The organism is Alteromonas sp. S167, from assembly GCF_036864375.1.
GTDB lineage: Bacteria > Pseudomonadota > Gammaproteobacteria > Enterobacterales > Alteromonadaceae > Alteromonas.
Genome location: NZ_JAZETR010000011.1, coordinates 54,357 through 74,895, shown reverse-complemented (window position 1 = coordinate 74,895; position 20,539 = coordinate 54,357). Strand labels below are relative to the sequence as shown.

At 43.4% G+C, this 20,539-nt stretch carries 15 protein-coding genes; 9 read left to right on the top strand and 6 right to left on the bottom strand.

The genetic code is table 11. The features are described 5' to 3' along the window. Positions 1-36: 36 nt before the first annotated feature. Both V7R35_RS15875 and V7R35_RS15870 read right to left on the bottom strand, forming a co-directional pair. Positions 37-1,134, bottom strand: a complete 1,098-nt coding sequence (locus tag V7R35_RS15875; RefSeq protein WP_334015910.1) for an NADH:flavin oxidoreductase — start codon at positions 1,132-1,134, stop codon at positions 37-39. Positions 1,135-1,241: 107 nt separating this feature from the next. Next, positions 1,242-2,369, bottom strand: coding sequence for an alkane 1-monooxygenase (locus V7R35_RS15870; RefSeq protein ID WP_334015909.1), 1,128 nt, complete (start codon positions 2,367-2,369; stop codon positions 1,242-1,244). A gap of 150 nt (positions 2,370-2,519) precedes the next feature. On the opposite strand from V7R35_RS15870, the gene V7R35_RS15865 reads away from it, so the two are divergent. Both V7R35_RS15865 and V7R35_RS15860 read left to right on the top strand, forming a co-directional pair. Then, positions 2,520-3,521, top strand: a complete 1,002-nt coding sequence (locus V7R35_RS15865) for an AraC family transcriptional regulator (RefSeq protein ID WP_334015908.1) — start codon at positions 2,520-2,522, stop codon at positions 3,519-3,521. Between the two features lie 226 nt (positions 3,522-3,747). Beyond that, positions 3,748-4,212, top strand: a complete 465-nt coding sequence (locus V7R35_RS15860) for a hypothetical protein (protein WP_334015907.1) — start codon at positions 3,748-3,750, stop codon at positions 4,210-4,212. 60 nt (positions 4,213-4,272) lie between these two features. Here the strand turns inward: V7R35_RS15860 and yfaE are convergent, their stop codons facing one another. The 4 genes from yfaE to ubiG all read right to left on the bottom strand — a co-directional run bounded on the left by yfaE (position 4,273) and on the right by ubiG (position 9,455). Then, positions 4,273-4,545: a class I ribonucleotide reductase maintenance protein YfaE gene (gene yfaE / locus V7R35_RS15855; RefSeq protein ID WP_334015906.1), complete on the bottom strand. Its 273-nt coding sequence runs from the start codon at positions 4,543-4,545 to the stop codon at positions 4,273-4,275. 11 nt (positions 4,546-4,556) lie between these two features. Beyond that, positions 4,557-5,687, bottom strand: a complete 1,131-nt coding sequence (gene nrdB, locus V7R35_RS15850; RefSeq protein WP_334015905.1) for a class Ia ribonucleoside-diphosphate reductase subunit beta — start codon at positions 5,685-5,687, stop codon at positions 4,557-4,559. Between the two features lie 123 nt (positions 5,688-5,810). Then, positions 5,811-8,132, bottom strand: a complete 2,322-nt coding sequence (gene nrdA, locus V7R35_RS15845; RefSeq protein WP_334015904.1) for a class 1a ribonucleoside-diphosphate reductase subunit alpha — start codon at positions 8,130-8,132, stop codon at positions 5,811-5,813. Positions 8,133-8,750: 618 nt separating this feature from the next. Next, entirely contained in the window at positions 8,751-9,455 is a 705-nt protein-coding gene (gene ubiG, locus V7R35_RS15840; RefSeq protein ID WP_334015903.1) for a bifunctional 2-polyprenyl-6-hydroxyphenol methylase/3-demethylubiquinol 3-O-methyltransferase UbiG, read from the bottom strand. Positions 9,456-9,758: 303 nt separating this feature from the next. Between ubiG and gyrA the strand changes: the two genes are divergently transcribed. The 7 genes from gyrA (at position 9,759) to V7R35_RS15805 (ending at position 20,479) form a co-directional block, all read left to right on the top strand. After that, positions 9,759-12,473: a DNA topoisomerase (ATP-hydrolyzing) subunit A gene (gyrA, locus tag V7R35_RS15835; RefSeq protein ID WP_334015902.1), complete on the top strand. Its 2,715-nt coding sequence runs from the start codon at positions 9,759-9,761 to the stop codon at positions 12,471-12,473. 96 nt (positions 12,474-12,569) lie between these two features. Next, positions 12,570-13,655 (top strand): 3-phosphoserine/phosphohydroxythreonine transaminase, encoded by a 1,086-nt coding sequence (gene serC, locus V7R35_RS15830; RefSeq protein ID WP_334015901.1) that lies wholly within the window; start codon positions 12,570-12,572, stop codon positions 13,653-13,655. A gap of 2 nt (positions 13,656-13,657) precedes the next feature. Beyond that, positions 13,658-14,941 carry a 3-phosphoshikimate 1-carboxyvinyltransferase gene (gene aroA / locus V7R35_RS15825; protein WP_334015900.1) on the top strand — a complete coding sequence of 428 codons (1,284 nt, stop codon included), beginning with the start codon at positions 13,658-13,660 and terminating at the stop codon, positions 14,939-14,941. A gap of 159 nt (positions 14,942-15,100) precedes the next feature. Further along, positions 15,101-15,772 (top strand): (d)CMP kinase, encoded by a 672-nt coding sequence (cmk, locus tag V7R35_RS15820; RefSeq protein WP_334015899.1) that lies wholly within the window; start codon positions 15,101-15,103, stop codon positions 15,770-15,772. A gap of 118 nt (positions 15,773-15,890) precedes the next feature. After that, entirely contained in the window at positions 15,891-17,561 is a 1,671-nt protein-coding gene (gene rpsA / locus V7R35_RS15815; protein ID WP_159624680.1) for a 30S ribosomal protein S1, read from the top strand. A 76-nt stretch (positions 17,562-17,637) separates the two neighbouring features. Further along, positions 17,638-17,925, top strand: a complete 288-nt coding sequence (ihfB, locus tag V7R35_RS15810) for an integration host factor subunit beta (protein WP_131093311.1) — start codon at positions 17,638-17,640, stop codon at positions 17,923-17,925. A gap of 211 nt (positions 17,926-18,136) precedes the next feature. Beyond that, positions 18,137-20,479 (top strand): PilZ domain-containing protein, encoded by a 2,343-nt coding sequence (locus V7R35_RS15805; RefSeq protein WP_334015898.1) that lies wholly within the window; start codon positions 18,137-18,139, stop codon positions 20,477-20,479. The last annotated feature ends 60 nt before the right edge of the window (positions 20,480-20,539 follow it).

Genomic DNA, 20,539 nt, shown 5'->3' with positions numbered 1-20,539 from the left:
ATTGCTAATAACTTCAACAAGGGCGCAAAAAGCGGGTTAAGACAACGTGGCAAGTGAACTTGCTGAATACGTTTGAAGTTCATCTGTACGTTCGTCTTTAATTTTGTTTACCCATTCAGGATCTTGTAATAGGGCTCGTCCGACGGCCACAAGATCAAATTCTTGCGAGTCTAGTCGCTCAAGTAAATCATCAATAGAGCGTGTGCTTGAATCTTGCCCCTTAAAGGCGCCAAAGAAGTCATCGTTTAACCCCACAGAACCAACGGTAATTGTAGGCTTGCCTGTAAGTTTCTTAGTCCATCCAGCAAGGTTTAAATTACTATCTTCAAATTCACTTTCCCAGTAACGACGCTGCGAGCAATGGAAGATATCGACGCCAGCATCACTAAGCGGCTGCAAAAATGCTTCAAGTTCTTTAGGCGTTGATGCAAGTCTTGCCGTGTAGTCTTGCTGTTTCCACTGAGAGTAACGCAGTACGATGGGGAAATCAGGCGATGTGGCACTTCGAATTGCCTTAACAATCTCAACAGCAAAACGACCTCTATTTTCCATATTCCCGCCCCAACTGTCTGTACGCTGGTTCGTGCCTTCCCAGAAAAATTGGTCGATAAGATAACCATGAGCACCATGTATCTCTACACCATCCATACCAATGGCTTTTGCGTCTGCTGCAGCCTGCGCGAAGGCAGCAATAACTGATTCTATATGTTGCTGTGTCATAGGCTCGGCACCTTGCTTGCCTGGTTTGAAGAGCCCTGAAGGCCCTGCGCTGGGCAATTCTGGATGAGGGGCTTTTTCAGCAACGCGAGCCATACCTACGTGCCATAACTGTGGCATAATTTTCCCGCCAGCGGCATGCACTTCGCCAACAACTTTCTCCCAACCTGCAAGAGCTTCTTTGCCATGAAACTGGGGAATATTTGCATCCATCGTGGCTACTGCATCGTTTACTGTAGTGCCTTCAGTGATAATTAGGCCCGTACCACCTTGTGCACGGCGCTTGTAATACGCTGCAACGTCAGCTGTTGGTATGCCGTTGGGTGAAAATTGGCGTGTCATAGGCGCCATTACAATACGATTACTTAATTCAAGGCTGTTACAGGCAAAGCGCGAGAAAAGACTGGCCTTTGGCATAAAAACTCCACTAGTGTTTAAATAAATTTTTATCAGTGTAAGTTATGGTTACAGCCAGTCAATTTTCAATTACTAATAGTGAGTTATAACCAAACGCAGATATACAGCTAATTTTTATTGTTTAGCTGAGCAATTATTTTGCGCTCTTCTTCATTAGCATAATGTTCATCCCAATGGGCAAGCTTCTTCTTCATAATACGAAACCAAAGTGGGGGGATTAACGCTATGCCCATAGTCGATATGTAACCACCAATCATTTCAGGAGAATCGGGTAGGGCTTTAAGTTTCTCAAACGGAACAGCACCTTGTGCATGGTGATGACTATGTCGTGGTAAATTAAACATCGTCCAGCAACTTACGCGTCGATTAGAATTCCAAGAATGACGTGGTCTAACCGGCTGCTTTGGGTGACGAACTAAGCCGTAGTGCTCCATATAGTTAACAATTTCCAATGTGAATTTTGCAGTAAGCCCTAGGGCAACAAACATTAGCACACCTGCAATACCGGCTAACAAATATGCGCTACCTAGTAGCGTTACGCTCATTAACCATCCGCGTATACAGGCATTTCGCCAGCTCAAAAACGGTAACGCTTTTCTTGTGAGTCGTTTCTTTTCTATTCGCCAGCCAGCCTTTTGTGTGCCAATAAATGCTTTCACAAAATGACTGTAAACGTCTCTTCCTCTTGGAGCCGTAGCGGGGTCATCGGCAGTAGCAACTTTAATATGATGGTTGTAAACATGCTCCACAGAAAAGTTAGCATCAAAACTAAAAGCAAGTAGCCAGCGCCCAATAGTCACCGACACTGGGTTACCTATCTTATGCACTAACTCATGCGCTACAACGGTGGCAACACCGCCTAACATTAGCCCTAAAAATGGAACGGCTACGGCTATTTGCCACCACGTAGTTACCTTTTTCGCTTTAATCAACAAGGTAGGAAGGTAAGGAGACAGCCATTGCCATAAAGCACTGTCATTCGGCAATACTAACCATAATCCAGACAGATAAATCACAGTACTTAAGGGCAGTGCACTGTAAAGCATATAGCGCAGCAACGTATCGTTAAGCAATGGAGGCTCTGACACATCGTCACCAAGTACAGCATCACCAATGATATAAAAGGCGAGATACAATGCATAACCGTAAACAATGTACATTCCTCCTAGCCAAATAGACACCAGCCCAAGTGAGACAGCAAAATAAAAATTGAAGAACTTTATATAATGCAACATGGCTTTATCCTCATTTTTTGTTTTTCTTTAGTGTGAAATAAAGCAAGAAGATATAAGAGCGTATTAATTGACAAAGTGCGGTCATTTATTGCCAATTGCGAGTAACTGATTTAGGCTGGCTTGATAGGAGATTATGAAGTTGGCGAAGTAATGAAGAGTACTACTCACGACGTTCCAACATTTTATATTATGCAGTTTAGTAATGTGCTTGCTAAGCAGGGAGTGTGTCTAAGCGAGTGTTTTACTGAGTTAGGGCTTAATATGTCTGACTATACGTCGTTAAACGTTAGGGTTCCCGCGCCGGTTTTTAGAAGACTTATTACGCATATTGTAACGCAAAAAAATGTTTGCTCCCCAGGCATGTTGCTGGGTAGTGCGCTGCAGCCTATACACCATGGCTCTTTTGGCTTAGCCGTTATGAACTGTAATTCAGGAATGGGCATTATTAGGTTAGTTCAGCGTTTTATTAACGTGCTAATTCCGTACGTATCGCTTAATGTTATTGAGCATGAAAACCTTATTACAGTTAACGTTATCGACCGTTTTTGGAAAGATGAAACTCATTGTTTTTTTATCGATGTATTAACGGCTGCCTTCATAAATTTACATAACGGTATCACTCAGGCCGGTAACCCGCCTATTATTAAAGGTTTACTGTTCGATTATTCAAAACACACTGATGAAACAAGCAAAGACATCACGGCAAACTTTGACTGTAAGTTTCAGCAGCCTTTATGCGGCGTAATTGTTGATGCAGAAAACGCGAACAGACCGTTAATAGGAAGCGACCCAGTAAGTTATCAGTATGCAGTGCAGTTATGTGAGGCGGATAAAGAGCGTATTATAGGAAATAGTCTTTCCCACAAACTTAAGCGTTACCTTGAAAATGAATGTCATGGTATGCCTATATTAGATGACGCTGCGAGCGCCATGAATATGAGTAAGCGTACATTACACCGTCAACTGGAGGCAGAACACACAAGTTTTAAAAAAGAGCGAGACACCTTTCTAATGCTGCGAGCCTATGAACTACTTCACATTAAAAGGTTAAGCGTACAGCAAACTGCCGATATCCTTGGGTACGCCGACCCGTCTAACTTCAGGCGTGCGTTTATAAAATGGTTTGGTTCAACACCATCTTCTTTTCAGTGAAAGTCAAAGCGTGTAAGGCTTTTATCTCCATTCATAATCTGTAACTAGCATTTACCATTGTTGAACGTTATCTACCGTTGCTTTAAGGTAAGTGTAGAGTGTGTTTTTTGCTCAGTTGGGAGTGGCAATGTTTGCATGAAGCAATGGCGGCATTGACCAACTAGACACTGTTTTTCTGCCTAAGAAAACATGGCAAAACAGTACCTACGTTAAAAGGAAAATGAAGATGAAAAGCTTAACATCAGCAAGTTTATTAATTATTGCCGTAGCGTTCTCTAACCCGTTACTTTCTCAGGAAAATGAAAGTGTTGTAAATGAAAGGCTCAAGGATAAAGAGACAGTTATCAAAGAGAAACGAAAAGCCCTAGCGGAGAAAGAGCGTGAACTTGCAAAAGAGAAGCGCGACTTGCTTCGTGACATGTCAAAAAAAGAAGCTGAGCTTGAACGCGATGCAGCTAGAGAGCAAAGAGAGTTACAGCGAGAATTCGCTAAACAAGAACGAGAATCGAAGCGTGAAGCGGCAAAAGAAAAACGTGAGATGTTAAAAGAAGCGCGAAAAAACGAGCGTGAAGAAAAAAGAGCGTGGGAAAAGCAAAAGCGTGAATCGGCTAAAGAAAAGCGCGAATATGAGAGAGAATTAAAGACTAAAATGCGCAAAAGCAAAGACGTTGTTGAAGAGATTGATCAATAGCACAGTATGCGGTATTAAGTGTTAATCGTAACCTTTTAGTCGATTAAAAAGAATACTGACTTACAGCGGCACTTTGATCTTCAATGGGCACTTTGCTACACAACAGCAAGGCAGTATTTCATCGTCATCGATAAAGGCCAGAGGATCGGTAGTGTATTCTACTTCACCCTCAATTAGCTTGGTCCTGCATGCACCACAAAAGCCTTCACGGCAATGGTAGTGAATATGGACATCTGCTGCTTCAAGTGCAGTTAGAATGGTTTTATCGGCAGGGGCTTCAATAGGCCCCACATCGACAATGTCGATGCGAAGCCTGTTTGGCGGATTGCTCATCGAACTGTAGATTACAGTTCGAAGTCAGCAAAGTCGTCTTCACTTACCGCAGAATCAATTTGACCTACTAAGTATGAACTAATCTCAGACTCTTGCGGTGCAACTTGTACATTGTCAGAGTTAAGGTAGTTGTTCATCCATGGAAGTGGGTTGCTGCTAACATCGAACGGTGCGTCTAGACCAATTGCAGTCATTCGTTGATTAGCAATATATTCAACATATTGGCAAAGGATCTCTTTATTAAGTCCAATCATTGAACCATTTTGGAACAAGTAGTCGGCCCACTGTTTTTCTTGTTCAACAGCGTTCAAAAAGATATCACGTGCTTCGTCTTTACATTCTTCAGCAATTTGCGCCATGTCTGGGTCGTCTTTGCTTTTTGCCCACAGGTTAAGAATGTGCTGTGTTGAGGAAAGGTGAAGGTTTTCGTCACGTGCAATTAGACGAATAATTTTCGAGTTACCTTCCATCAACTTGCGCTCTGCAAATGCGAATGTGCAGGCGAAAGAAACGTAAAAACGAATCGCTTCAAGCGCGTTTACCGAGTTCATGCATAGGAAGAGCTTTTTCTTAAGTTCGTACATGTTCACGGTGTAAGTAGAGCCGTTCACAGTGTGAACGCCTTCACCTTGAGTTTGCCAAAGCTGTGTAGCAAATATTAGGTCGTCGTAGTATTTCGAAATATCGGCTGCACGGCGCTTAATTTCATCGTTAACTACAATGTCTTCAAAAATTTCACTCGGATCTGAAAAGAGATTACGCAAAATGTGCGTGTATGAACGCGAGTGAATGGTTTCAAAGAACGACCAAGTCTCAACCCAAGTTTCAAGCTCTGGCAGTGAGATGATTGGTAAGAACGCAATGTTTGGGCTGCGGCCTTGAACCGAATCAAGCAGGGTTTGATATTTTAGGTTTGAGATGAAAATATGCTTTTCAGGATCGGTGAGTTTCTGAAAGTCCACGCGGTCACGAGACACGTCAACTTCCTCTGGACGCCAAAAGAAGCTTATCTGTTTCTCAATAAGCTTTTCGAAAATGGCATGCTTTTGTTGGTCGTAACGGGCAACGTTTACCGGATTACCGAAAAACATTGGCTCAACCAATGGATTTGTACTTTGCTGATTAAACGTAGTGTATTTCATGATGGCCTAACTAAAAACTTAATGATTAACGCGTGTTATTATTTGTGTTCTTGCTGCGATACTTCTTTGATAACAAACGCACTTTCATGCGCTTGCTATCAGACAGGGTAGTGCGTGCTGTTGTTATATTTTACACGCACCGCCTGCACAATCATCATCTTCCTCTACTACCACCTCTTCTTGGCGAGGTAAAGGCACATTCGCTTTGGCATCTAGCGCAGATGTGTCTGATGCACCGTCACGAGTGTTATGGTAATAAAGGGTTTTAACGCCAAGTTTGTACGTAGTAAGAAGGTCTTTAAGAAGAAGCTTCATAGGTACCTTATTACCTTCGTAACGACTTGGGTCGTAATTTGTGTTTGCAGAGATAGTTTGGTCAATAAACTTCTGCATAATACCAACAAGCTGAAGGTACCCGTCGTTAGATGGAATGTCCCAAAGTAGTTCGTATTGGTCTTTAAGCGTTTCGTACTCAGGTACTACTTGCTTAAGTACACCGTCTTTACTTGACTTGATACTGATAAAGCCACGAGGCGGCTCAATACCGTTTGTTGCGTTAGAAATTTGTGACGACGTTTCAGACGGCATCAACGCTGACAGTGTAGAGTTACGCAATCCGTGAGTTTTCACTTCTTCACGAAGTGTATCCCAATCGTAATGTAGCGGCTCGTTGCACACGCTATCAAGATCTTTCTTGTAGCTGTCGATTGGCATTATACCTTGAGAGTACGTAGTTTCGTTAAACTTCGGACATGCGCCTTTCTCTTTAGCTAAGTTGTTCGACGCCTTCAGTAGATAATACTGCATAGCTTCAAACGTGCGGTGAACAAGACCGTTCGCGCTGTGGTCAGAATATTTAACGCCATTTTTCGCAAGGTAGTAAGCAAAGTTAATTACGCCTACACCTAATGTACGTCTGCCCATCGTTGCATTGTATGCAGCTGGCACAGGGTAGTCTTGGTAATCTAACAAGTTATCAAGAGCACGTACGGCAAGGTCTGCAAGCTCTTCAAATTCGTCTAACGATTCGATAGCGCCTAAGTTAAATGCAGACAGGGTACATAACGCAATTTCACCGTTTTCGTCGTTAACGTGCTGAAGCGGCTTAGTAGGTAGCGCAATTTCAAGACAAAGGTTACTTTGACGAACTGGCGCAACTTCTGGGTTGAACGGACTGTGCGTATTACAGTGGTCAACGTTTTGAAGATAAATACGACCTGTGCTTGCGCGCTCCTGCATAAACAAACTGAAAAGCTCCATCGCTTTTATTTGTTTTTTGCGAATGCTGTCGTCATTTTCGTACTTGACGTAAAGTTCTTCGAACTTATCTTGGTCAGCGAAGAACGCATCGTACAATCCAGGAACGTCAGAAGGGCTAAACAATGAGATGTAGCCATCCTTCATCATGCGCTGGTACATTAGCTTGTTGAACTGAACACCGTAGTCTAGGTGACGAACGCGGTTCTCTTCTACACCACGGTTGTTTTTAAGTACCAGAAGTGATTCGACTTCCATGTGCCAAATTGGATAGAACAGGGTAGCAGCGCCACCACGAACACCGCCTTGTGAACAGCTCTTAACCGCAGTTTGGAAATACTTGTAAAAAGGTATACAGCCGGTGTGGAAGGCTTCACCGCCACGAATAGGGCTACCTAAAGCACGAATGCGACCCGCGTTAACACCAATACCAGCACGCTGACTCACGTATTTTACAATAGCGCTCGCTGACGCGTTGATAGAGTCCAGGCTGTCACCGGTTTCAATAAGTACACAAGAACTAAACTGACGTGTTGGTGTACGTACGCCTGCCATAATAGGCGTAGGTAGAGACAGTTTGAACGTTGATGCTGCATCGTAGAAACGACGAATGTAGTCCATTCGCACTGCTTTGTCATAGTTCGCAAAAAGGCACGCTGCTACAAGAATGTAAAGGAACTGTGCACTTTCATAAATTTCACCGGTAACACGGTTTTGAACAAGGTACTTGCCTTCAAGCTGCTTTACGGCCGCGTAGCTGAAGTTCATATCGCGCCAATGGTCAATGTAGCTGTCCATTTCGGCGAATTCTTCAGGCGTGTAATCTTCTAAAAGGTGATTGTCGTATTTGCCAGCGTCTACCATTTTACCAACGTGCTCGAAAAGCGCTGGCGGCTCGAACTGGCCGTACGCTTTCTTGCGAAGGTGGAAAATAGCTAAACGTGCAGCCAGATATTGATAATCAGGCGCGTCGGTGGAGATAAGGTCGGCTGCCGACTTAATTAGCGTTTCATGAATTTCGCTAGTATTAATGCCGTCAAAAAACTGAATTTGAGCTTTGATTTCAACTTGAGAAACAGAGACGTTTTTAAGTCCTTTTGCTGCCCATGTGACGACTTTGTGGATTTTCTCCAAGTCGATTGACTCTTTTTCACCGTTGCGTTTGGTGACGAATAGATTGTTGTTCATGTTACTGGCCGTTTGTCTGTTAGCGCTTGAAGCGTGGGCTTTTTGCCCATTTTAATTTTTTAATTTGTGTTTGTTTGTGTGAGTGCTTTCTCTTAGCGTTCTGAGCACAGTTCTGTTCTTAACACAACATGCGATAAACGCTCAAATAAAACACACACCAAAGCGGTCCTAACCGTTACCTTTCTACATTCTACGAAGTGAGGCTTTACGTGAAGACTGCTTTTTGTACTGCTACTTAAATTCGTTTCGTTAGTTTATCCAGTGATAAAGAGTGGCGTATCACTACGCGACTGTGCGATGTACGCGATCCCGTATTAGTCGTGTCAGAAAACCGCTGATCGAACTGTAGGATCGCTGTCTGGATTAAACACAAGATAGTGAGGTTTTGTCTCGAATGCAACCCAATATCTGGTGGTATTTCAAGCACTCAAATTGGCATGAAATTTACGTTAGTAACAACTAACTTTTTAGCTTTGTAAAAGCGTAAAACAAAGGGAATGCAAGCATTTTTCTTTAAATGATTCAGAAAAAAATTAATTTATTCTTAGAAACAAGTTTTTATAAAAACACGATATATGGTGTTTAAATTATCGCCGCAGCCCAATATGTAGTGTTAAATTATTCTTGCGATACTGTATATAGTAGGTAATTCACATCGACATTACTTGATGACAAGTAAAAACCTTGCGAGATTGGGTCCATGTGTAAACCCGTCATATCGCGAGGGAGTAAACCTGCTTGATCGGTCATTGCCATAAGCTCAGATGGCTTGATGAATTTTGAATGATCATGAGTGCCTTTTGGCACTAGCTTAAGTACATATTCTGCGCCAACGATCCCCATCAAATACGACTTAATATTTCTATTAAGGGTAGAAAAGAATACATGGCCGCCGGGCTTAACTAATTCTGCGCAGGCGCGAACTACCGACGCTGGATCTGGAACGTGCTCTAACATCTCCATGCATGTCACTACGTCAAATGACCCTTTATGTTGCGCAGCAAACTCCTCAGCAGTAACACATACGTACTCAACTTTCACGCCAGACTCTAAACCATGTAGCTTAGCCACTTCTAACGATGCTTCGGCCATATCAAGCCCAGTTACCTTTGCGCCTGCCTTTGCCATCGATTCAGCAAGAATGCCGCCACCACAGCCAATATCTAATACCTTCTTTTCGAAAAGGCCGCCGCTGTGTTGGTTTATAAAATCTAAGCGCAGTGGGTTAATAAGGTGCAGAGGCTTAAATTCACCTTCTGGATCCCACCAACGCGAGGCCAGTTCAGAGAATTTGCTAATTTCTTGTTGATCTACATTCGACATGGATAAAACAGTCCTTAATTTTTCTCCTTTTAACATATCGCAATTTGCGGATGTATTTCACTGTTTTTGGTCAAATCTATGCTTTTTTACGCGCTGTATGAATGAAAAATAATCGCTTGCATTTTTGTGTATTAATATGCGTAATTAAGCGCTACATAAATCTGTCATCAAGTGGTACACTCGAGACACGATTATGACCCACATAATAATAACAGTGCGCGCCTATGAGCCGCTTTAACAGTTCATGTAAAGTGGCTGCAAGGGAAACGCAGAACAAATCAAGATAAAGGGATTAAGCAGTTTATGTCTGATAACGCTAAAGAAATCCTCCCCGTTAATATTGAGGAAGAGTTAAAGAACTCATACCTTGATTACGCGATGAGCGTTATTGTCGGGCGAGCATTGCCCGACGTTAGAGATGGTTTAAAACCAGTGCACCGCCGTGTACTGTTTGCAATGAACGAGTTAAAAAACGACTTCAACAAGCCATACAAAAAGTCTGCCCGTGTGGTAGGCGATGTAATCGGTAAATATCACCCTCATGGTGATTCAGCAGTTTACGACACTATTGTACGTATGGCGCAGCCATTCTCGCTTCGCTATATGCTAGTTGACGGCCAGGGTAACTTTGGTTCAGTCGATGGCGACTCGGCAGCTGCAATGCGTTACACCGAAGTCCGTATGGCAAAAATCGCCCACGAACTACTTGCGGATTTAGACAAAGAAACAGTCGACTTTGTGCCCAACTATGACGGTACAGAGCATATTCCTGAGGTATTGCCTACCAAAGTTCCAAACCTTCTTGTTAATGGTTCATCTGGTATCGCGGTAGGTATGGCAACCAATATACCGCCGCATAACCTTACAGAAGTCATTAATGGGTGTGTTGCGCTTATTCAGGACCCTTCAATTACCATTGACGACTTGATGACGCACATTCCTGGCCCAGATTTCCCAACGGCAGCAATGATAAGTGGCCGCAAGGGTATTGAAGATGCTTACCGTACGGGTCGTGGAAAAATTTATCTGCGCGCCAAAGCGGAGATTGAAACAGATGCTAACGGCAAAGAAACTATTGTCGTAAACGAGATCCCTTATCAGGTAAACAAAGCACGCCTTATCGAAAAGATAGCAGAACTTGTAAAAGAGAAGCGTATCGAAGGTGTGTCTGCACTACGTGACGAGTCTGACAAAGACGGTATGCGTATTGTTATTGAAGTTAAGCGAAACGAGTCTGCAGAGGTTCTTCTTAACCATCTGTATGCCAATACCCAACTTCAGACGGTATTCGGTATTAACATGGTTGCGCTTGATAACGGTCAGCCAAAGGTATTCAACCTTAAAGAAACGCTTGAGGCGTTCATTCTTCACCGTCGTGAAGTGGTTACTCGTCGTACCGTATTTGAATTACGTAAAGCGCGTGACCGTGCTCACATCCTTGAAGGTTTGGCAATTGCACTTGCAAACATCGACCCAATTATCGAGTTGATAAAAGCATCGCAAAGCCCGGCTGATGCGAAGAAATCACTCGTTGCACAAGGTTGGGATTTAGGTGACGTTGCGCAAATGCTAGAGCGTGCTGGCGATGACGCAGCGCGTCCAGACTGGTTAATGCCAGAGTTTGGTATTCGCGATGGCAAATACTACCTAACTGAGCAGCAAGCACAGGCTATTCTTGACCTACGTCTTCACAAACTAACGGGTCTAGAGCACGAAAAGATTCTAGAAGAATATAAACAACTTCTAGAGCTCATCGCAGAACTTCTTCACATCCTAAACAGCCCTGCGCGTTTGATGGAAGTAATTCAAGAAGAACTTGAAAAAGTACGCGATGAATTTGGTGACGAACGTCGTACTGAAATAACTGCGGCGAGTCACGATATTGATATTGAAGATTTGATTGAGCAAGAAGACGTTGTAGTTACGCTTTCTCGCGAAGGATATGTTAAGTATCAAAAACTAACTGACTATGAAGCACAGCGCCGTGGTGGTCGTGGTAAGTCAGCGACGAAGATGAAAGACGAGGATTTCATTGAAAAGCTGCTTGTGGCAAACACCCACGATCACATTCTTTGTTTCTCTACCCGCGGTCGTTTGTATTGGTTAAAAGTGTATCAATTGCCGTTTGCAAGCCGAAATGCACGTGGACGTCCAATCGTTAACATTTTGCCGCTTGAAGAAAATGAACGTATTACTGCCATTCTTCCAATCAAAGAATTTGAAGAAGGAAAGTTTGTGTTAATGGCAACGGCAAACGGTACAGTGAAAAAGACTGACCTAAGCCTATACTCTCGTCCTCGTTCAAGCGGTATTATTGCCGTAAACCTTAACGAGGGTGATGAACTCATTGGCGTTGATATTACCCACGGTGATGACGACATCATGTTGTTCTCTGACGCAGGTAAAGTGGTTCGTTTCAACGAGAAGCTTCGCGACAGCGAAACGGGTGAAGTAAAACGCGACCCAGAAACAGGCGAAGAACTGCTTGCGCTTCGTCCAATGGGCAGAACAGCAACAGGTGTTCGCGGTATTCGTCTGCAAGATGGTCAAAAAGTAGTTTCGCTTATTGTACCGAAGGGCGATGGGCCTATTCTTACCGCAACCGAAAACGGTTTCGGTAAGCGTACACCACTAGAAGATTACCCAGCGAAGAGCCGCGCAACTCAAGGTGTTGTGTCAATTAAGGTTTCTGAGCGAAACGGCAAAGTGGTTGGTGCTGTTCAGGTAGATGAAACCAACGAAATTATGCTTATTAGTGACCAAGGCACACTGGTTCGTACCCGTGTAAGCGAAGTGTCAGTTGTAGGCCGTAACACACAGGGTGTTCGCTTAATACGTACTGTAGAAGGTGAGCACGTTGTAGGGTTACAACGTATTGAAGAAGTAGAAGAGTTACAAGAACTTGATGAAGACGGTAACCCAATTATTTCTGAAGATGCGCCAGAACAAGCAGAAACTGCTGTTCAAGAGCAAGAAAACACCGCAGAAGACGGTGATAGCTCAACGACAGAAGAGTAGGGATGACGCGCAGGCATAGTCCATGCGCATTATCAGTGTTCTTTCAAACAAGCGGCTTTTGCCGCTTGTTATTTTTTACAGGTGTTGAAAAACGCAATGAAAGAGGTTTTTAATTTTTGTGCTGGCCCGGCAATGCTTCCAAAAGAAGTCATGCTGAAGGCCCAATCTGAATTCACAAACTGGCGCGACCTTGGCTGCTCTGTAATGGAAGTAAGTCATCGCGGCAAAGACTTCATTGAAATAGCAGCAAAGGCAGAGCAAGACCTTCGAGACTTACTGTCTGTTCCCTCTAATTACCACGTTTTATTTACTCATGGTGGTGGTCGAGGACAATTCGCAGCTGTTCCTCTTAATCTATCGAACAGCAACGACAAAAGCTTACACCTTGTAAGTGGCTCATGGTCGAAAGGCGCTGTTGAAGAAGCCAACAAATATAACAACGCGATTGTCGTGGGAAATGTGTCTGAAAAAGGAGGGCTGCAATATGTTGCTAATCCTTCAATTGAAGACATTGACCAATCTGCTGTCTATTACCATTTCTGTCCAAACGAGACAGTTGACGGAATTGCGTTCGACTGGCTTCCTGACGCTGGCAATGTGCCTATTGTGTCAGACATGTCTTCAACTATCCTGTCACAACCTATTGACGTCGCTAAGCACGGCGTCATCTACGCTGGCGCACAAAAAAACATTGGCCCAAGTGGTTTGTCGGTCGTTATTGTGCGTGAAGACTTAGTAGGTAAGGCTCGCAAGGAAACGCCATCAATATTCGACTATGCGCTGGCAGCGAAGTCAGATTCTATGTACAACACGCCTCCTACGTTTTCCTGGTATCTAGCTGGCTTAGTCTTTGAGTGGCTCAAAGATATGGGCGGTGTAGAAGCAATGGCCAAGCGTAATCAAGAAAAAGCGGCGCTATTGTATTCAGCTATCGATAGTTCCGATTTTTATTCGAGTAAGGTGCACCCTGACAACCGTTCAAAAATGAATGTGCCATTTCATTTAGCAAACCCTGAGCTTGATAAACTGTTTCTACAAGAGTCTGAAGCAGCGGGTTTACTTGCATTAAAAGGGCACCGTTCGGTAGGGGGCATGCGTGCCAGTATTTATAACGCAATGCCAGTAGATGGCGTTGTTGCGCTAGTTGAGTTTATGCGTGAATTTGAAAGAGTGAATGGATAAAGATGGAGCAGTTAACATTAGACCCGATTTCAAGTGTGTCGGGCGAGGTCAATGTACCTGGTTCAAAAAGTTTATCCAACCGTGCCTTATTGCTTGCAGCACTTGCAGAAGGTGAAACAGAACTTACTAACTTGTTAGACAGCGATGACATTTCACACATGCTAAACGCGCTAACCAAGCTAGGTATTGCTTACACGCTTAACGACGATAAAACACGTTGTAAAGTGCAGGGGAATGGTGGTGCTTTTGAAGTAACCAATCCTGTTGAGCTTTTTCTTGGAAACGCCGGAACAGCGATGCGCCCGCTATGCGCCGCACTAGCCGCAAGTAACGTAGACGCGGTGCTTACTGGTGAGCCGCGCATGGAAGAGCGCCCAATTGGCGATTTGGTAGATGCACTTCGAGAAGCAAATGCTGATGTAACCTACATGAAGAACGATGGCTATCCACCTCTGCATATTAAGGGAAGAACATTAAGCGGCGGCGAGATGTCGGTTGACGGTAGCGTTTCAAGTCAATTTTTGACAGCACTGCTAATGGCTGCACCACTTTTCACGGGTGATGTGGTTATTCGCATTAAAGGCGAACTTGTTTCTAAGCCCTACATCGATATCACGTTAGACACCATGGCTAAATTTGGTGTATCGGTTGATAACGATAACTACCAAACATTTACGATTTCTGGCGAAGCAAAATACGTTGCGCCTGGTAAATTCATGGTTGAAGGCGATGCATCCTCTGCTTCTTACTTCCTTGCAGCTGGAGCTATAAAAGGTGGCACGGTACGCGTAACCGGAATTGGCCAAAACAGCATTCAAGGTGATATTCGTTTTGCTGATGTGCTTGAAGCGATGGGCGCAAAAGTGGTGTGGCATGACGAATATGTTGAAGTGACTGGTGCTCCGCTTAAAGGCGTGAATATGGATATGAACCACATTCCTGATGCGGCAATGACCATTGCAACGACTGCTTTATTTGCGGAAGGTCCAACGACAATGACCAATATTTATAATTGGCGTGTTAAAGAAACAGACCGACTAAATGCCATGGCGACAGAACTTCAAAAGCTAGGTGCGAAAGTTGAAGAAGGGCACGACTACATTACAGTTTGGCCCACTGACCAACTACATCATGCAGAGATAGATACGTACAACGATCATCGAATTGCTATGTGCTTTTCGCTTGTGGCATTAAGCGATACGCCAGTAACTATTAATGACCCAGGCTGCACACGTAAAACATTTCCAGATTATTTTACGCGTTTTAAAACCCTTTATTCTGCATAAAAAACGCTTTGGTTACACTGACGCGAGCCAATATGCGCAAATTAAATTTGTTACATGCCTAAACATATCAATGCCGCCTCAGTTAGGTGGCATTGCTTATCTTGTACTAAAGCGTATAATTGCGCGCGTTTTTTTAAGTAAATAATTGATGGAGCAGGTATGCATTCCACACCCGTAGTCACGGTTGACGGTCCTAGTGGTGCTGGTAAAGGTACGTTGAGTAGCTTATTAGCGAAGAAACTAGGGTGGCACTTTCTAGATAGCGGCGCAATTTACCGCGTTTTAGCAGTAGCTGCGCTACACCACGACCTTCCGTGTGATGATGAAGAATGTGTTGTTCCACTGGCAACCGGTCTTGATGTAAGTTTCGAGACGAATGAAGATACAACGCGCATTATTCTTGAAGGCGAAGATGTTACAGACGATATTCGCACTGAAGAAGTGGGTGCCGTTGCGTCAAAAGTAGCAGCACTACCACGTGTACGCGAAGCGCTACTTCGTCGCCAAAGAGCATTTCAACAAGAACCAGGGCTCGTTGCAGACGGTCGCGATATGGGCACAGTAGTGTTTCCAGAAGCACCGGTGAAAATTTTCCTTACGGCTAGCGCTGAAGCGCGTGCCGAGCGACGTTATAGCCAGTTGAAAGCAAAGGGCATGGATGTTAATATTGCGCGCCTTTTAACCGATATCAAGGCAAGAGATGAGCGTGATACACAGCGCGCGGTTGCTCCTTTGGTACCGGCAGAAGATGCTGTAATTATTGATTCGACAGACTTGGATATAGACCAAGTCTTTGAAAAAGCGATGGATATTATTTCCTCACGCCTGTAAAGACGAGAGCTGATCGCATCCAAAGCAGCGTTGCTACAGGAAGTGGCGACTAATTTTAATAACCCCTCGTTATCCGGATAAGAAGCGTGGATATCAACTTAAAAGTTATTTGAGACTTATGACTGAAAATTTTGCACAACTTTTTGAAGAAAGCTTACAAGAACTAGAAACACGTCCTGGTTCAATTGTAAAAGGTACTGTTGTTTCTATCGATAAAGACATCGTTCTTGTTGATGCGGGCTTGAAATCAGAAAGTGCTATCCCAGCAGACCAATTTAAAAACGCTGAAGGCGAACTAGAAATCGCTATCGGTGACGAAGTAGACGTAGCACTAGATGCAGTTGAAGATGGTTTCGGTGAAACTATCCTATCTCGCGAAAAAGCGAAGCGTCACGAAGCGTGGGTTGAGCTGGAAAAAGCTTACGAAGATAAAGTTACTATTAAGGGCGTTATCAACGGTAAAGTTAAAGGCGGTTTCACTGTTGAAGTTAACAGTGTACGTGCGTTCCTTCCTGGTTCACTTGTTGACGTACGTCCAGTACGTGACACTACTCACCTTGAAGGCAAAGAGCTTGAGTTTAAAGTTATCAAGCTTGACGCTAAGCGTAACAACGTTGTTGTTTCTCGTCGTGCAGTTATCGAAGCTGAAAGCAGCCAAGAGCGTGAATCACTTCTTGCTAACCTTGAAGAAGGTCACGAAATCAAGGGTATCGTTAAGAACCTTACCGACTACGGTGCGTTCGTTGACCTTGGTGGCGTAGACGGTCTACTACACATCACAGATATGGCTTGGAAGCGCGTTAAGCACCCAAGCGAAATCGTGAATGTTGGTGACGAAATCAACGTTAAAGTACTTAAGTTCGACAAAGAGAAGCAGCGTGTTTCTCTTGGTATGAAGCAAATGGGCAACGATCCATGGCAAGAAATTGCGTCTCGTTACCCAGAAGGTACTAAGATCAACGGTCAGGTTACTAACCTTACTGACTACGGCTGCTTCGTTGAAATCGAAGACGGCGTTGAAGGTCTTGTACACGTTTCTGAAATGGATTGGACTAACAAGAACATCCACCCATCTAAAGTTGTTAACCTAGGTGACACTGTAGATGTAATGGTTCTTGAAATTGACGAAGAGCGTCGTCGTATTTCTCTAGGTCTTAAGCAGTGCATTGCTAACCCTTGGGAAACATTTGCTGAGTCACACGAAAAAGGTGACAAAGTGTCTGGTAAGATCAAGTCAATCACTGACTTCGGTATCTTCATCGGTCTTGACGGCGGCATCGACGGTCTAGTTCACCTTTCTGACATCAGCTGGAACAAGTCTGGTGAAGACGCGGTTCGCGACTACAAGAAAGGCGACGAAATCTCTGCAGTTGTACTACAAGTCGACCCAGAGCGTGAGCGTATCTCTCTAGGCGTTAAGCAAATCGAAGAAGATCCTTTCAACAAGTATCTGACAGATAACAAGAAAGGTGCTATCGTTACTGGTACAGTAACAGCAGTTGATGCGAAAGGCGTTACTGTAAACCTAGCTGAAGAAGTTGACGGCTACATCCGCGTTGCAGATCTTGCTGTAGAGCGTGTTGAAGACGCAACTGAAGTAGCAAGCGTTGGTGATAGCATTGAAGCGAAGTTCATGGGCGTTGACCGTAAGAACCGCACTGTTAACCTATCTGTTAAAGCGAAAGATCAGGCTGACGAAAAAGAAGCTATCGATAAAGTTAACCAACAAGAAGATGTTGGTTTCGCTAACGCGATGGCAGAAGCATTTAAAGCTGCTAAAGGCGAATAATGCTTTTGTGGGTGTGCATATGCACACCCAATTCGCGATAGCTGTTTGAACAATAATATTGACAACGAGGTTAAGCATGACCAAGTCTGAATTAATTGAACGGCTCGCGGATGAAGCGCGTCACATTCCAGCGAAAGAACTTGAACTAGCAATTAAAGAGCTTCTAGAGCAAATGGCGCAAACTCTTCAAAAGGGTGAGCGTATTGAAATTAGAGGTTTCGGCAGTTTCTCACTTCACTACCGCGCGCCGCGTGTAGGTAGAAATCCGAAGACGGGCGAAACAGTGAAGTTAGACGGTAAATATGTACCACACTTCAAGCCAGGGAAAGAATTACGCGAGCGTGTAGACGCGTCAATCGCTTAAAGATTTGAAAAAGCCGCTTTAGAGCGGCTTTTTTATTACTAGCTATTAGATAACGCAAAGTAATCGTTGCTTTGTGTTCTAATATTCCACGCACCGCCCTAATTGCTGCTTATTATATTATCCTTATACTTTAGTAGCGATAAGTTGTTGACCCACATTCAAATTCGGTTATATATTATTCAGATAATAAGAATTAATACCTAGAACAATAATGTCCTCCGGCGACGAAAAAGCAATAATAAAACAATATCAGCCGCTTATACGTGCGTTAATACCCTACGAACAACAGAACAAGTTGTTAGAAGGCATAAACAAGTTTTCAAAACGATTACCTAGTAGCGTGCGGAAAGTTGTAAGAGAAGAAGTCATTAGATTAACGTCTTTGACTGATGCGCCTGCTGATAATTCCGCTTTTGCACGTTTTCCCGTAATGAAGTTTAAATACTTCGGTGTGCAAATGCGCTTAGACAAAGTCGGCGCACAAATTCTTAAAAACGAAACAGCCCTTTACCAAGACCGTTACACTGTTGGTGTGTTCGAGTCGGTAATGAATTCATCGTTTTATCAAACGCAAATTAAAAAAGAGCAGTTTCAAAAAGTAGTTGATGCGTTTAACGTAGAAAGCCAATCTTTTTCAGACATTGAATTTGGCGACGATATTGCCATTAGACCCAACTTTACGGTGTCTTCAGCAGAATTTGAAAATGGTAGAAATTGCGCAATAAGTGCACTTTCGTTTAAAGGGCTAGCCCTTGAAACTAAACGTCCACCAAACGTAAATACGGGTGAAACTATTACTTTTATGCTTCCTGAAATAGTTGGCCTGACTAAGGATGCAACGGAAGTTTCGTTAACGTTATCTGGCGTTAAATACAATAAAGAGTTAGGCAAGTATGAATCGCACTTCAAATTTGAGGATAATGTAGACTCAGCCTTTATTTCGAATTTAAAGCGTTATATTTCTCTTACTGCTTATAAACAGCCGCTGCAGCTAGATTTAGAAATAGAGCGGGCTATGCAAGATTTAGAACGCGATCGCATACTAGAAAATAGTCCATGGCTTCCTGTTTTCCTAGCACCTCATAAGTCGTTATTTAAACCTGTAATTGGTCTTTTTACAAAAGGTAATACGGGGTTTAATGATGCAAAACATCTGCTTAGTTGTTTACGTGAAAAGCCAATGTTTGAAGTACTTTCAAAAGAGCTTCAGCGGTATAGAGAGGCGTTTGTTTTCTGCGGCACAATAAAAACCAAACAGGGCGAAGTTCAAGTTGTCGCGACACACCGGCAATTACTTAAGCTCGCACAATTAAATGCGCTAGTTTATTTACTGGTAAAGGGCGGTAACTTCACTTGTATACACTGTCGTTTAGACAATATCAGTAATGAGGACAAACGTAGGGCTTTCGCTATCCACGATATAAGCGCCAATGATTTCGAATCGTTAAAAGACATTTCTCATGTAATGTACTGCAAAGACGTAACCTGTTATTTATCCAACCTTACGTTGTCTTCAAAATGCGATTTCAAGCCTCTTTCACGTTCAATTAGAGCCTCAGGCAAAGCGTGGCATATAGATTTTGTAATGGAAGAGGCTTTAGATAGACGCTCTGAAACACGCTACTTACTCGATAAGCCCGCAACAGTTCGTACAGGTTTGTTATCGACACTAGAAGCGCAAGTGTCGGACTTATCTGCCAAAGGAATGAAGATTATTGTAAAGCCGCACAGTGTCATACAAAAAGATGTGCGGGTTTCAGTGCCAGAGCTCAAACTTAAAAACGAAAAATACAAGGTGATAGACTTTAACGCAGAAACCGGCGTTGTAAGACTTTGCCTTTTAGAGGAAGCGCGGATTAGCAAGGTAAGTGCAAGCGTAGACTCTATGATTGAAAAACAAAGCGCTCATTTTAAAACTCGAGATATTGCTCGGCTTCAGCGGGCAACTCACCGTTATATTTGGGAATTAGCAGTACGACATATGCCATCTTTATCGGTGCTATGCGTGATGAATCGACACACGTTAGACAGACTTAAAACGGTTTACCAAAGCGAAACATCTGACGATTTATATCCGTTTTCCCGGACACAACGCGTTATTCCGCTTCATGGTTTTTTTGCTGATAAAGGCCAAGCAAAACCGAAATCTAGATTACTAGAGCAAATGTTCAAAGAAACGACGAACAACAGTTTGGTCGTGCACTGCGTCCGTAAAAGCGATAGTAGACTTGTGTTTATCAACGAAAAAGACTTTCTGTACTCTAAACTACGATTACAAATTAGAGACCAGCTTGTTAACGACAAAATTCAACTTAGTGCCACCGACATTAGCGCTGTTAGATGCCATGGTGCGGTTACGCCACTTACTAAAAAACGATTAGCGCAGTTGTCGAAGCTAAACAAAGCGATGTATGAAAAATTAGAAGCTATGCAAGCTGGCTATACTCACTGTATTTTTCTGACCAATATGTCTGCGTTGCATCATGACTTGGTAATAGACAATTTAATTGGAAAAGCGCCAGAAGAGACTGTCGATGTAAGTGTGGTTGCGTAATCTTTACTAGAAAACGCGGTGTTTTAGCTAAGTATCAATTCTTTATGCCAAAACAAGTTA

Excerpts from the sequence above, each read along its gene's own strand:
- V7R35_RS15875 (WP_334015910.1), bottom strand. The coding sequence starts at position 1,134 with ATGCCAAAGGCCAGTCTTTTCTCGCGCTTTGCCTGTAACAGCCTTGAA.
- V7R35_RS15870 (WP_334015909.1), bottom strand. The coding sequence starts at position 2,369 with ATGTTGCATTATATAAAGTTCTTCAATTTTTATTTTGCTGTCTCACTT.
- V7R35_RS15865 (WP_334015908.1), top strand. The coding sequence starts at position 2,520 with ATGAAGAGTACTACTCACGACGTTCCAACATTTTATATTATGCAGTTT.
- V7R35_RS15860 (WP_334015907.1), top strand. The coding sequence starts at position 3,748 with ATGAAAAGCTTAACATCAGCAAGTTTATTAATTATTGCCGTAGCGTTC.
- yfaE (WP_334015906.1), bottom strand. The coding sequence starts at position 4,545 with ATGAGCAATCCGCCAAACAGGCTTCGCATCGACATTGTCGATGTGGGG.
- nrdB (WP_334015905.1), bottom strand. The coding sequence starts at position 5,687 with ATGAAATACACTACGTTTAATCAGCAAAGTACAAATCCATTGGTTGAG.
- nrdA (WP_334015904.1), bottom strand. The coding sequence starts at position 8,132 with ATGAACAACAATCTATTCGTCACCAAACGCAACGGTGAAAAAGAGTCA.
- ubiG (WP_334015903.1), bottom strand. The coding sequence starts at position 9,455 with ATGTCGAATGTAGATCAACAAGAAATTAGCAAATTCTCTGAACTGGCC.
- gyrA (WP_334015902.1), top strand. The coding sequence starts at position 9,759 with ATGTCTGATAACGCTAAAGAAATCCTCCCCGTTAATATTGAGGAAGAG.
- serC (WP_334015901.1), top strand. The coding sequence starts at position 12,570 with ATGAAAGAGGTTTTTAATTTTTGTGCTGGCCCGGCAATGCTTCCAAAA.
- aroA (WP_334015900.1), top strand. The coding sequence starts at position 13,658 with ATGGAGCAGTTAACATTAGACCCGATTTCAAGTGTGTCGGGCGAGGTC.
- cmk (WP_334015899.1), top strand. The coding sequence starts at position 15,101 with ATGCATTCCACACCCGTAGTCACGGTTGACGGTCCTAGTGGTGCTGGT.
- rpsA (WP_159624680.1), top strand. The coding sequence starts at position 15,891 with ATGACTGAAAATTTTGCACAACTTTTTGAAGAAAGCTTACAAGAACTA.
- ihfB (WP_131093311.1), top strand. The coding sequence starts at position 17,638 with ATGACCAAGTCTGAATTAATTGAACGGCTCGCGGATGAAGCGCGTCAC.
- V7R35_RS15805 (WP_334015898.1), top strand. The coding sequence starts at position 18,137 with ATGTCCTCCGGCGACGAAAAAGCAATAATAAAACAATATCAGCCGCTT.